General features: G+C 35.1%; 15 protein-coding genes. 13 read left to right on the forward strand and 2 right to left on the reverse strand.

Annotation, left to right across the window (positions count from 1 at the left end; translation table 11 throughout):
- The first annotated feature begins 110 nt into the window (after positions 1-110).
- The 12 genes from eutB (at position 111) to GC105_RS07010 (ending at position 10,278) form a co-directional block, all read left to right on the forward strand.
- Entirely contained in the window at positions 111-1,478 is a 1,368-nt protein-coding gene (gene eutB, locus GC105_RS06955; RefSeq protein WP_152803068.1) for an ethanolamine ammonia-lyase subunit EutB, read from the forward strand.
- Positions 1,479-1,496: 18 nt separating this feature from the next.
- On the forward strand, positions 1,497-2,402 hold the full coding sequence (eutC, locus tag GC105_RS06960; RefSeq protein ID WP_152803071.1) for an ethanolamine ammonia-lyase subunit EutC: 906 nt from the start codon (positions 1,497-1,499) through the stop codon (positions 2,400-2,402).
- A 22-nt stretch (positions 2,403-2,424) separates the two neighbouring features.
- Positions 2,425-3,084, forward strand: coding sequence for an ethanolamine utilization microcompartment protein EutL (gene eutL / locus GC105_RS06965; protein WP_343029978.1), 660 nt, complete (start codon positions 2,425-2,427; stop codon positions 3,082-3,084).
- Positions 3,085-3,087: 3 nt separating this feature from the next.
- Complete coding sequence (locus tag GC105_RS06970; RefSeq protein ID WP_152803073.1) at positions 3,088-3,813, forward strand: BMC domain-containing protein; 726 nt, start codon at positions 3,088-3,090, stop codon at positions 3,811-3,813.
- A 1-nt stretch (position 3,814) separates the two neighbouring features.
- Positions 3,815-5,326 carry an acetaldehyde dehydrogenase (acetylating) gene (locus tag GC105_RS06975; RefSeq protein WP_152803075.1) on the forward strand — a complete coding sequence of 504 codons (1,512 nt, stop codon included), beginning with the start codon at positions 3,815-3,817 and terminating at the stop codon, positions 5,324-5,326.
- Positions 5,327-5,620, forward strand: coding sequence for an ethanolamine utilization microcompartment protein EutM (eutM, locus tag GC105_RS06980; protein ID WP_152803077.1), 294 nt, complete (start codon positions 5,327-5,329; stop codon positions 5,618-5,620).
- 101 nt (positions 5,621-5,721) lie between these two features.
- On the forward strand, positions 5,722-6,516 hold the full coding sequence (locus GC105_RS06985; protein WP_152803079.1) for a cobalamin adenosyltransferase: 795 nt from the start codon (positions 5,722-5,724) through the stop codon (positions 6,514-6,516).
- On the forward strand, positions 6,517-7,158 hold the full coding sequence (gene pduL, locus GC105_RS06990; RefSeq protein WP_152803081.1) for a phosphate propanoyltransferase: 642 nt from the start codon (positions 6,517-6,519) through the stop codon (positions 7,156-7,158).
- A 30-nt stretch (positions 7,159-7,188) separates the two neighbouring features.
- Positions 7,189-7,860 (forward strand): hypothetical protein, encoded by a 672-nt coding sequence (locus GC105_RS06995; protein ID WP_152803083.1) that lies wholly within the window; start codon positions 7,189-7,191, stop codon positions 7,858-7,860.
- A gap of 62 nt (positions 7,861-7,922) precedes the next feature.
- Positions 7,923-8,942, forward strand: a complete 1,020-nt coding sequence (locus GC105_RS07000) for a DMT family transporter (protein ID WP_152803085.1) — start codon at positions 7,923-7,925, stop codon at positions 8,940-8,942.
- 17 nt (positions 8,943-8,959) lie between these two features.
- The gene (locus tag GC105_RS07005; protein WP_152803087.1) at positions 8,960-9,256 is read left to right on the forward strand and encodes a hypothetical protein; all 297 of its coding nucleotides are present in this window, start codon (positions 8,960-8,962) and stop codon (positions 9,254-9,256) included.
- Between the two features lie 17 nt (positions 9,257-9,273).
- Positions 9,274-10,278 carry a DMT family transporter gene (locus GC105_RS07010; RefSeq protein ID WP_152803088.1) on the forward strand — a complete coding sequence of 335 codons (1,005 nt, stop codon included), beginning with the start codon at positions 9,274-9,276 and terminating at the stop codon, positions 10,276-10,278.
- Positions 10,279-10,403: 125 nt separating this feature from the next.
- Here the strand turns inward: GC105_RS07010 and GC105_RS07015 are convergent, their stop codons facing one another.
- Complete coding sequence (locus GC105_RS07015) at positions 10,404-10,709, reverse strand: hypothetical protein (RefSeq protein WP_152803090.1); 306 nt, start codon at positions 10,707-10,709, stop codon at positions 10,404-10,406.
- Positions 10,710-10,822: 113 nt separating this feature from the next.
- Here GC105_RS07015 and GC105_RS07020 point away from each other — a divergent pair, with 113 nt between their 5' ends.
- On the forward strand, positions 10,823-11,530 hold the full coding sequence (locus tag GC105_RS07020; RefSeq protein ID WP_152803092.1) for a DUF421 domain-containing protein: 708 nt from the start codon (positions 10,823-10,825) through the stop codon (positions 11,528-11,530).
- A 129-nt stretch (positions 11,531-11,659) separates the two neighbouring features.
- Here the strand turns inward: GC105_RS07020 and GC105_RS07025 are convergent, their stop codons facing one another.
- On the reverse strand, positions 11,660-12,964 hold the full coding sequence (locus GC105_RS07025) for a voltage-gated chloride channel family protein (protein ID WP_152803094.1): 1,305 nt from the start codon (positions 12,962-12,964) through the stop codon (positions 11,660-11,662).
- Positions 12,965-13,146 lie beyond the last annotated feature (182 nt).

A 13,146-nucleotide genomic window follows, 5' to 3' on the forward strand; every position in this document is an offset into this window, starting at 1 on the left:
TAAATGTTAGATATCAATTCTTGAGTATATAGAATGATGGAGAAAAATTTGATATATATATTCAATTCAAAGGTTATCGAAAGATGGCTAGAAAAATAAGGAGTGATAGTATGAAACTTAAAACAAGAATGTTTGGGAAAACATATCAATTCAAAGATTTGAATGAAGTCCAAGCAAAAGCAAGTGAACAGAAATCTGGAGATGAACTGGCAGGTCTTGCTGCTACATCCAAAGAAGAACGTGCAGCAGCAAAAATCGTTTTATCGGAGACTTTATTATCAGATATCCGTAATAACCCTGCTGTGCCTTATGAAATTGACGATGTTACAAGGGTAATTCAGGATCAAGTAAATGAATCCGTTTATAAAGAGATTCAAAATTGGACAGTAGGTGAGCTTCGTGATTATTTCATGCAATATACATCAACTGGTCCTATTATTCAGAGAATTGCAACTGGGTTGACATCTGAAATGATTGCTGCAGTTACTAAGATTATGTCAAATTTGGACTTGGTATACGCAGCTCGAAAAATAGACAATAGAGCTAGCTGTGTTACAGAAATGGGAAGACCAGGGATCGCAATGACTAGGGCACTACCAAATCATCCAACAGATAATATAGATGGCGTGTTCATTGAGTTATATGAAGCATTATCATACGGAATTGGAGATGCAATGTTAGGTTTAAATCCTGTTCAAGATACTGTGGAGTCAACTACATATTTGTTAGAAAAGTTATATGAATTTAGGATGAAGTGGGAAATCCCAACTCAAAACTGTGTGCTCTCACACTTGACTACTCAGATGGCAGCACTTCAAAAGGGCGCTCCAGTAGATATGTTATTCCAATCAATTGCTGGGACACAAAAAGCGAATGAATCATTTGGAATATCAACTTCAATGCTTGACGAAGCGTACGACCTTGGAAAAAAGTATTGCATATCTGGGGCTAAAAATCCAATGTATTTTGAAACAGGCGAAGGTAGTGAACTTTCTGCAGATGCACATATGGGGGTTGATATGTTAACCCTAGAAGCTCGTACTTATGGATATGGTAGACGTTATGATCCTTTCTGCGCCATGTCAGTTGTTGGTTTTATTGGACCTGAATATATTTATGACACTGTACAACAGATTCGCGGTGGGTTAGAAGAACATTTTATGGGTAAAATGCATTTATTTCCTATGGGTGTTGACGTTTGCTATACAAATCATATGCCTGCAAGCCAAAATGACTCAGAAACTCTTGCCCTATTACTAGCTCATGCAGGTATGCCATATTTCGTTACTGCTCCAATGGGAGATGATATCATGTTAAATTACCAATTACTAGGTAATCATGATCTTCAAACGATTTTAGAGTTGTCGGGTTTAAGAAGAGATCCAGCTTTTGAACAATGGCTTCAAAAAATGGAAATTCTTGATGATAATTTAAAGTTTACTGCAAGAGCAGGGGACGCATCTATTTTCTTAAAATAGTTAAAAGGAGTGGTAGAAATGAATAACGAAGAAATGCTAAAAGATTCAATTCGAGAATTGATTTATAACGTAATTAAGGAAGAACAAGGAAAACAGGAACAAATCAAAATTAATGCAGGAGTAGATGAAATAAAAACATGTGATAATTCCACAGACGATGGTTTTGTTGAAGATGTAACAGTAATTAGTATGCAAGATACATTTTGTGTGCCTAATGCTCATGATCCAGAGGGCTATATGAAGATGAAGCAGTCTTCTTCAGGAAGATTAGGTATCTGGAGAGCTGGTCCAAGACCATTATCAAAAGCTTATGTACGTTTTATAGCAGATCATGCAGCTGCACAAGGTGCAGTATGGTCAGAAGTGGATCAAGATATCATTAAAGAACTGGGTTTCATTTGTCTAGAAAGCATTTCAAGTAGTAAAGCAGAGTATCTCAAAAATCCAAATACAGGTAAAAGATTATCTCCAGAGTCTGTTGAGATAGTTAAGCAAAATGCAAATAAGAATGTAAATGTACAGATCGTATTTGCAGATGGCCTAAGCTCAAGCGCAATTGAAAAAAATGCAAAAGACGTATTGCCCGCGTTACAACAAGGCCTTAAGTCATTAGGTCTCACTTATGCAACGCCATTCTTTGTTACAAATGGACGGGTTGCAGTAAGCGAAGAAATAGGAGAATTATCAGATGCAGATGTTGTAGTGATGTTATGTGGAGAGCGTCCAGGTTTAAATTCTCAATCTTCATTAGGGGCCTATGTTGCTTATAAGCCTACGATAGGCATGGAAGAATCTAGGAGGACAGTAATCTCAAATATTCACAGATCAGGAACGGTGCCAGTAGAAGCAGGTGCACAAATCGCTGAGCTATGCCAGTCTATGATTAAACACAAAATTTCAGGTGTTGAACTGAAATTAATATAACACTAATAAGGAGGAGTTACTCGTGTTAGGAGATATTATACGAGCAAATGTTGTTTGCCAAAAGATTATTCCCAATGTCAGTGAGGATATAGCAAAAGAACTTAAGTTAAAGCCTCATCAAAAAAGCTTAGGGCTCATTACTGGATCTATAGATGATGTAACGTTTATTGCCCTTGATGAAGCAACAAAATCGGCAGAAGTTGAAATTGTTTATGCTGAATGCCTATTCTCTGCATTAGTTGGAAATTATACAAAACTTGCTGGTGAAGCTATTGGTATTTTGGCAGGTCCTAGTCCTGCAGAGGTGAAAAGTGGGCTGGAAATATGTGAAAATCACATAAAAAATGGCGCGTTTTATGTAAATGCCAATGATGAAGGAGAATCGATTTATCTTGCACATTGCATTTCAAGTGTTGGAACATTTTTAGCCGATCTGGTAGATGTACCTGTTGGTACTGCAATGGCTTATTGTATTGCACCTCCTGTTGAAGCAATTTATGCTGTTGATGCAGCGCTGAAAGCTGCTGATGTACGTGTTGTAAAAAGTTATTTGTTGCCGCCACTAAATACATGTAACTTTGCAGGAGCCCTTATGGTTGGTTCTCAGTCTGCATGTCAGGCTGCATGTGATGCATTTGCTGATGCTTGTAAATATGTAGTGGCGAGTCCCATGTCGGTGTAGATAATGTTTTCTATAGGCATTATAGATACATTTGGATTTGTTACGATTGTTGTGGCATTGGACACCTGTCTTAAAACAGCAGACGTTCAATTTGTAAGGATGGATAAGATGTCCGGAGGTATTGCGTCTGTCGTGATCAAAGGTGATGTGGCAGCTGTAACATCTAGCGTTCAAGCAGGAGTGGAAGTAGCAAAAGCACTTGGAGGATACAGGAGGCATACTATTATTGCAAGGGTTGATGAGCAGACTGAAGAATTGCTATATAAGGGCAACCAAAATAAGATCAAGGATACTCACCTGAAGTCGCCAAGCGTTGAAGCAAAGCCTAATAACAATATTGAATTTGACATGAACGAGACAGAGCCTAGTCTGGAAATGGTAAAATTGGCTGAGCCATTGAAGGAGTTAAAATTACCTGAGAATCTAGAAATAGTGGAACAAGAGATTCAAAAGAATGATATCGGTAAAGAGGCACTCTTACCTGAGCAATCTCAGAATAAGGGAAAAGTGATTGAAGATTCAATTCCATCCGATGAAGGTAAGTTGGTAACAGAACTTGTAAATAAGAGTTCATATGAAAAGAAGCTTCAGGCTATGACAGTACAAGAACTCAGAAAAATTGCTAGAGAATTAAACTTAAGTACAATGGACAAAGACACAATTAAGAGAGCGCGCAAATCTGATCTTATATTGAATATTTTATCTGAGAACGTGGAAAGGGAGGAATAAAATGACCCAAGTAGTAGATAAGGATCTTATCTCAATTCAAGAAACTCGGGATTTGTTGAGAAAAGCAAAAGTAGCTCAGCAGAAACTTGGTAAGATGAATCAAAATGAAATAGATCGAATCTGTAAGGCGATAAAAGATGTAGCATTGCAGCATGCAGATCGATTAGCAAAGCTTGCTGTTGAAGAAACAGGATTTGGAATTCATGAAGACAAAATTATTAAAAACTATTTTGCTTCACAGGTTGTTTATGACAGTATACGAGATATGAAAACGGTTGGTGTTGTAAATGAAGATAATGAAAAAAAGGTATTCGAAGTAGCTGTACCAGTTGGGGTAATTGCTGGATTGATTCCATCTACAAATCCAACATCAACAGTGATATATAAGGCACTAATCTCTATTAAAGCTGGAAATGCAATTGTGTTGTCACCACATCCAAGTGCAAAGAATTGCATAATTGAAACAGCTAGGGTAATCATTGATGCCGCTGAAGCAGCTGGCATGCCCAAAGGTTGCATAGGTTGTGTGATGGAAATATCAATGGCTGGCACAGATGAACTATTAAAAAATAATATGACAAAATTGATTTTGGCAACTGGAGGGGAAGCTATGGTCAAAGCTGCTTACTCATCTGGCAATCCTGCAATTGGCGTTGGACCAGGTAATGGACCGGCTTTCATCGAAAAGAGTGCTGATTTTAGTCAAGCGGTAAGTCATATCATTGAATCAAAGACTTTTGATAATGGAACAATATGTGCATCCGAACAATCAATTATTGTAGAAAAAGAATCAGAAGTTGCTGTACTTACAGAGTTAAGGAAACAAGGTTGTTATGTATTAAATGACGAAGAAAAAGAACGATTAGATCAAATACTACTGAGTCCTAAAATGACTATGAATCCCAAAACTGTTGGGAAAGATGCCGCTTATATAGCTAAAATGGCAGACATTGACGTCCCAATACATACGAAAGTTCTTATAGGCAAAGAGACGAATGTAGGATACAAGGTTCCGTTATCAAGAGAAAAACTTTGTCCCGTATTAGGGTTTTATGTTGCGGATGATTGGAGAAAGGCTTGTGAACGTGCTATAGAGATTTTAGATAATGAGGGTGCAGGTCATACCATGATTCTTCACTCCCATAATGAAGATCTTATAAAGGAATTTGCACTTGAAAAGCAAGTAAGCCGTCTTTTGATTAATACTCCAGGAGCTCTTGGTGGAATTGGTGGAACGACTGGAATTGCACCCGCATTAACATTAGGATGTGGTGCTATTGGTGGAAGTGCTACTTCAGATAATATTACACCAATGAATTTATTAAACCTAAGGCGCGTTGCTTATGGTATTAGGGAATTAGCTAGTATTAGATCCAAAGTGAATACGGAACTGAATGTAGAACCAATACAAATGGAAACTACAGATGTATCATACGATTTAGATGAAATCACTAATATCATCATAAATAAATTAAAAAAAGAAAATATTTTAAAATATAAGGAGGAAATATAAATGGCTATTACAAACGCATTAGGAATGATTGAAACAAAAGGATTAGTAGGAGCAATCGAGGCAGCAGATTCAATGGTAAAGGCAGCAAATGTTACACTAATTGGGAAAGAGCAGATTGGAAGCGGCCTAGTTACAGTGATGGTACGTGGAGATGTTGGAGCAGTTAAAGCTGCAACAGATGCAGGTGCAGCAGCAGCAGAAAGAGTGGGTCAATTAATCTCAGTACATGTTATTCCAAGACCACATTCAGAAGTAAGCGAAATCTTACCAAAACAATTTAGTTCAGAAGAGTAAACGTAATTTGAAGAGTAATTAAGGAGTGATAAAATCTCCTTAATTGCTTTTCAAATATTAAGTTATTGCCCTGAATGCTAATTTATTAAGGAAGTGAAATTATGAACTTAGTCACTGAAGATATCATCAAGAAGATTATTAAAAGTGGTAATTCCATAAAAAATGATGAATTGAGGCTTCCTTCAAATTCTATGCTAACGCCTTCTGCAAAATCAGTACTTGCTGATAACAAACTGAAGCTAATTCTCATAGATGATGATATCGACGAAGAGTTAGAAGAAAAGAATACCGAAGTAATGAATACTGCTGCAAAACTAGCAGCAAAATCTATTGGCAAGTTTCAACTTGAAAGTGGCGGTTATTTAGATCAAAAACCAGAATATATGACCCAGCTATATGGCAACGTGCTCGTTCCCAAAGATAATAAACGAATAAAATTAAGAGGTGAGGTTGACCTCGTGATGAGTGAAATACTCAAGGTTCAGATTAGAGTCAAAGAATTAAAAGTTGATGGACTAATTTCAGATTTGCAAGAAGTCTATAATTTTATAGGTGAAATGTCAAGAGGAGAGGTCCTAAATGAGTTATTAAAGCCCAACCTGATTTTAGGATTAAATCAACAAGAAATACGAAATATGTCCCATAATCCTAAGAAGTATTTTGGTCTGGATCATTTATTTAATATTAACTACGAGATAGGAGAAATTCCCGTTTTACTGAATTCCTTACGAGCAAGAATAAGAAAAGTAGAAATTGCTTGTTATGAAGCTTTTAAGCTTCACCCAAATGGAAATATCACGAGAAATGACTTAATGGAAGGCTATAATAGATTGTCCTCAATTATGTACATCATAGCTCTTAAGTATTTAAGCAATCAATATAAAAAGGAGAAATAAATGGACTGTCAATTAGAAAAAATTGTAGATATCGTTTATAGAGAAATCCTTAATAAGGTCAACGGATTAGGATATGTAGAAATTGAAGCATCAGGTAGGCATGTTCATATGTCAAGAGAAGTGGTTGAAGAGCTCTTCGGAAAAGGGTATCAACTAACTAAGGTAAAAGAGTTATCTCAACCAGGGCAGTTTGCATGCAAAGAACGTGTAACAATTGTTGGACCAAAGGGGAAAGTCTCAAACGTCGTTATTCTTGGACCTGAACGAGAGAATACACAAATTGAGGTTTCAAAAACAGATGCAAAATTGTTAGGTATTGATGCGCCTACAAAGGAAAGTGGAAAAATAACGGGAACACCTGGAATTGAAATCAGTGCAAATGGAAAAACGATTGCTCTAGAATCAGGAGTGATTGTGGCTGAGAGACACATTCATATGAAGCCAGAAGATGCTCAGAAACTATCATTAAAAGATAACGAGTATGTTGATATTGAAGTAGTCTCAGAACGTCCAGTAGTGTTTAAAAATGTAAAGGTGAGAGTTTCTGATAAAGCGAATACCTTTATGCACATAGACTTTGATGAAGCAAATGCATGTGGATTATCAGTAAAAACATATGGTTTGATTAAAACGAATTCGTAGCCATATTAAAAAGAAGGAAAGGAGAATGAAATGGATATTGAAATGCTTACCAACGAAGTTGTCAATCGTCTTCTAGATCAGATACAAATTCAAAAAAAAGAAAGTATGTATGATGAAAAAAAACGATTCCTTCAGAGTGGTGGAGATATTATTTCTATATTAGATTATACTCCATCAGCTTTAGAGCATTTAGATGATATAAAAAATATTCTAACTTATGAGTTTTTGGTTATTGGGGAACTCTCAATGGATGAGTTGGCTGCTGTAGCAAATGGGGTAAGTATGAATAATAAAAGTGATGTAATTCGACGTTTTTTACTAAATGGTAAAAAAGTTTATATCATCAAAGATGGGCTAGAGCATAGATCATATAAAGACATAGCAGAGCCAACTTATTTCACTGTTTTTGAAGATTATGAAAAAAAAATACTTCAATATGGGATTCAAGTTATAAGCCCGATGGCTTTAGAAAAGATTTACTCAAGTAAAACTGTATCCCCTGTTATATCAGATATAAATGATTATAAAAATTGCAATGAATCATCTAGTATTCATTATAGTACAGATAAAAAACTGATTACTCAAGAAACGGCATTAAAAATGACTAATGAAACTACTGTTTTTTTAAAGCCGAGTACTATAATAACACCTAGTGCAAGCGATGTTTTTAGAGAAAATAATATAAATATTGAATATGTTTAAAATTATTTTTTATCAGAGATATTCATTTGTTAACAAAGAGTTAGTAAAAAAGGAGAGATGAAATGCGTGATATAGTAAAATCTTCTGTAGATATAAAAAATATAAAGTATGTAAAGATGGGAATCGTCTGGGCAGTCTTGGCAGGGTTGATGTATGGTGTTGGTCCAACATTTCAGACCTATGCATTGATGCAGGAGCCATATTTGACAACAGCATCTCTAAGTTTGATGCTCGTTCCCATGTCAATGGCAGCGGCTCAAGATCTGACAGCTGCTTTTATGGTGTTTTTAAAGAACATGAAAGCTGGAAAGCATAAAGAATATCTCAGAGTCATACGAACAAAACCAGGAAAATTTGTTATCATTGCATCGATCTTTGGTGGACCAGTGGCTTTAGGAACATATATGGCAGCAGTTATCCTTTGTGGGCCAGTCTATGCAATCACAATAACAGCTATATTACCTGTTGTTGGTGCATTATTATCAAGAATTTTTCTAAAAGAAAAAATATCATCTCGTGGATGGTTTGGGATTGCTATGTGCATCGCGGGTTCAGCATTAATCAGTTGGATGGCGCCATCGGCAGAGGTATATCCTCATTTTTATTTAGGAGTCGCTTTAGCATTTGTAACAGCGTTAGGATGGGCCTCTGAAGCGGTAATATCAACTGCAGGAATGGATTTTATAGACCCTGAGATCGCAATTGGAACTCGTTTTGTTATATCAGGTACATTTTCTCTAATTGCATTACCCATTGTATCTGGTATAGGATTGAAATCTTTTGGATACTTTGTAGATTCAATCTTTTCCATGTCGTATGTATGGATGATTGGTGCTGCGTTCTTTGCCGGTTTTAGCTATTTTTTCTACTATAAAGCATGCAATGCAGCTGGTGCTGCTAGATCAATGGCTATCAATCCAAGCTACACTCTTGTAGCAACACTATTAGGTGTAGTAATTTTTAAGAGTACACTAAGCTGGAATTTTTTTGTTGGGTTGGCATTTATGTTAATTGGTACAATTAACGTTGTTGGTAAGCCTTCAGATTTGTTATCTCTAAGGAACTTAGAGGACGTTGAATAAAGAAAGGGATGGAAAATATGAAAATGCCATTAAGATATAATATTATTAATCTGTTGTTAAAAAATTTAGAAGGTATGACTCCTAAAGCTTTGCACGATATATTAGATCCTATATATATAGGAGAAAAACAGTGCAGTATAGAGGCCATTGATCATCATTTGATGTCAATGAAAGGTGTTGGTCTAGTGAAAATTAAAGATGCTGTTGAAGATGATAACGGAAATCTAGATGTTACATATGTTATGACAGACTATGGAGCTACGAGAGCAGAAAAGTATATACCAGAATATCTAGTAATGTCTGTACAAGTTTAATAAGAAGGAGAAATAGAATGGATGTTAAAAAAATAGTACATCAAAAAAATCTAAGATATGCTAAAAAAGGGTTATTATGGGCTTTTGCCGCTGGAATGTTGTATGGAGTAACACCAACACTACAGACTTTGAGTCTTGCATTAGATCCACTAAAGACTGCATCGTTGGTCAGTCTTTTGTTGGTACCATTAATTATGGCTTGTTTACAAGATACATCTTCAGGAATTGCAGTTCTAATGAAAAATATACAGGCAGGCAAAAGTAAAGAGTATATTAGAATTCTCCGTTCAAAACCAGGTAAATTCGTCGTCCTAGCATCTTTCTTCGGTGGACCGCTAGCTATGACAACGGTTATGGCTTCAGTGTACTTAGCAGGACCAATCTATCCAATCGCGATAAGTGCTTGTTTTCCTGCTATTGGCGCAGTATTATCAAGAATTGTACTAAAGGAAAAAATAAGTATTAATGCTTGGATTGGAATCGTTTTATGCATTATTGGTGCGTTGACAATTAGTTGGATGCCACCAACAGGTGGAAATTATCCAAACTTTTATCTTGGCTTATTAATGGCGTTTATTACTGCTGTTGCATGGGCATTGGAGAATATTATTGCAACATTAGGAATGGACTTTGTTGATCCGGAACTAGCCATTGGCATCCGTGAATTTACTTCGGGAGGATTAACATTTCTGATACTCCCCGTTTTAGCTGGAATTGGGATGAAATCCTATGGAGTTCTATTTCAAACGTTACCAACAATGGGATACGTATACATAGCATTAGCAGGACTTTTTGCAGGAGCAAGTTACTTTTATTACTACAAAGCGGCTAATTCTTGTGGTGCATCAAGAAGTATGGCATTAAACGTTACTTATACTATATCAGCAATGATTATAGGGGTAGTGTTTTTAGGAAGCGACATCACTTTGTTATTAGTAATAGGTACGCTTACTTTATTAATAGGAGCCATGCTTGTTGCTGGAAAACCTGCTGAACTGTTGACATTGAGAGATATAGACTAATTCGGTTATAGTAAATCCTTATAGTACTCAAGAAAGTAATACCATAAAAGGAATACTCGAAGTAGTATAATACTTCGAGTATTCCTTTTATAATGTGATTAATACGTCCTTGTTTATATTATAATTTAATTATTATCTAACAATTGATCATCAATGTATGATCTTTCTTCGTCTCTTATTAAAGCGTCTCTAGATAGATGAAGTTTTTTCCTTAATATAATAAAAAGTGATATTGATAGTAATGATGTAGCAATATCAGCAAAAGGTAAAGCAAAAATAAATCCGTCAAATCCCCATAAGTTACTAAAGATAATCAAAGCAGGAATAAAAAAGAAACCCTGTCTTCCTAGAGATAAAACAAAAGATTCTACTGATCGACCAAGCGATTGAAACATTATCATTAGTATCATTTGAATTCCTATAAATGGCATGCTATTTCCTCGCTCATTTGAATTTGCATTTCATCCATTAATCTACTGAATTTTAAATAAATATTGGGGAATAATAATATATAAAATAAACTCATAGGAGTGTGTTTTAATTTATGGATTATTTAAAAATAACCTTTAGAGTATTCTTTATAATGGGCCTGTTATTGTTCCTTGTATTAACTACCGGGAGAAGAAAAATCGGTGAACTTCCCGTATTTGATTTTTTAGCCATCATCATTTTAGGTAATGTTGTAGGTGCTGATATTGCTGATCCAAAGGTACCTCAATTGCCCACAGCATATGCAATATTATTAATTGTTGGTATCCAATATCTCCTTAGTCGTTATACAATAAAAAGCAGAAAGTTCGGGAGAAAAGTTACATTTTCACCTACTGTAGTTATTCAGAATGGTCAATTTATTAAATCAAATATGAAGAAATTAAAGTATTCCGTAGATAATATACAAATGTATTTAAGAGAAAAAGGTATATTTGATATAAATGAAGTAGAATTTGCCATTGTTGAAGATAGTGGTAATGTCAGTGTGATGAAAAAGTCACAGTTTCAACCATTAACACCCTATGATATGAACATTACCACTAATTATAAAGGAATTTCACTCCCCCTAATCATTGATGGAAGTGTATATGAAAACAATCTAACTAAGCTTAATCTTGATAAAGTTTGGTTACAAGCTCAATTAAAGCTTAATGCCATAACTAGCTTCGATGAGGCATTCTACGTAGATATAAATACACAAGGCAAGCTATATGTATCAAAAGTTGCTGAGCCTAAAGATATCATCAGGGACTTTGTTTAAAAACAGGATATATAAAATTAAATATCATATATTCTAAAATATTAAAGACTTCAGACGGAAATATATCCACCATCTGAAGCTTTCTCTTTTTCATAGTATATATATCTTTCCTTTTATGGATGTGAAAAATTATGTTTTAGTATTCTTTTTGTTTCCTTCAACAGCAGTAATTATTTCTCCTGGAATAAGATTTAATAACCTACTTTTAGGCTCATATATTTTCTGTGAAGCGTAGATTCCATGATGCCCTGAAAATAAATAACTAACTATACAAGATATAAAAAAGAATATAATACCTTTTCCTTCAAAAAGTTCAATACTAAAAACAAAGCAGGCTATTGGTACATTTGAAGCACCACAAAATACTGCTATAAGTCCAATTGCAGCAAGAAATGATGTTGGTAAATTTACTATGTTTGATAATGTGTTTCCTAATGTGGCACCTACAAAGAATAGAGGAATTACTTCTCCACCACGAAAACCCATTCCCATTGTAATGGCAGTAAAAACAATCTTGATTAAAAAAGCTAGCGGTGGCACTTGCCCATCAAAAGCTTTATCAATCATTGGCAAACCACGACCCAGATATTCTCTTGAGCCCACTAAGTAAGTCAATAAAATAATAATTATCCCACCAATCATGCCCCTTATCATAAGATTTTTTAAATACTTTTCCGAAAAGTTTTTCACGCCATGCCTCAATTGACTGTACAACACACTTACAAAACTAAATATAATGGATACAAGGATAATTTTGATAATTGTCATTGTATTTATATCTGGTATGATTTTTATAATATGATGACTGTGCTCAACTCCCCAGGATTTTGCTACAAAGTGACCTACAAAGCTGGAAACAAAGCAAGGTACTAATGATTCATATTTCATTTTCCCCAGAGCTATGACTTCCATTCCAAAAATTGTTCCCGTAATGGGTGTACCAAAGGCGGACCCAAATCCTCCACTTATTCCACACATAATTAGAATTTTTCGGTCTAGTTTATCTACTTTAAATAATCTATTTACGCCTTGCGCTATACTTGTTCCCATCTGTATAGCGGCGCCCTCTCTACCTGTTGAGCCACCAAGTAAATGAGTTATAAAAGTGGATACATACACAATAGGCCCCATTCTCAGCGGAACCTCTTCATTGCCGTTATGAATATATTCTAAAATAAGATCGTTTCCTCTTCGAGAGTTCGCACCATGATATCGATAAATATAGCCTATTAATATACCACCTAAGGGGAGGAGAAACAATAAAAAGTTATTTTCGTTTCGTGTATCTGTAAGAAAATCATTTGCATTTAATAGCAAAGCGGAGGTTGAGCCTACTGCTACTCCAACGATACTTCCCCAAAACACCCATTTTATAAGAGTCGAGGTAAAAATCATATACTTAGACTTGTCTCTTAAATTTATTTTATTATCCATGTTTTGCCTCCTAGTGGATATATTATAGCTTTAAATTGATTGAATATTATATTTACAGATATTTAGTCTTACCACTATATGTTTAAAAATGTATCCTGTAAATTAATTTTTAGGTAGATATTGCCTCGATCATTATTCTGAGCGAGTTCAAGGGTGACTTTTAGTATTTAATATCTAATTTA

Origin of the sequence: Alkalibaculum sporogenes, assembly GCF_009362815.1 — a bacterium.
GTDB classification, from domain to species: Bacteria; Bacillota; Clostridia; order Eubacteriales; family Alkalibacteraceae; genus Alkalibaculum_A; species Alkalibaculum_A sporogenes.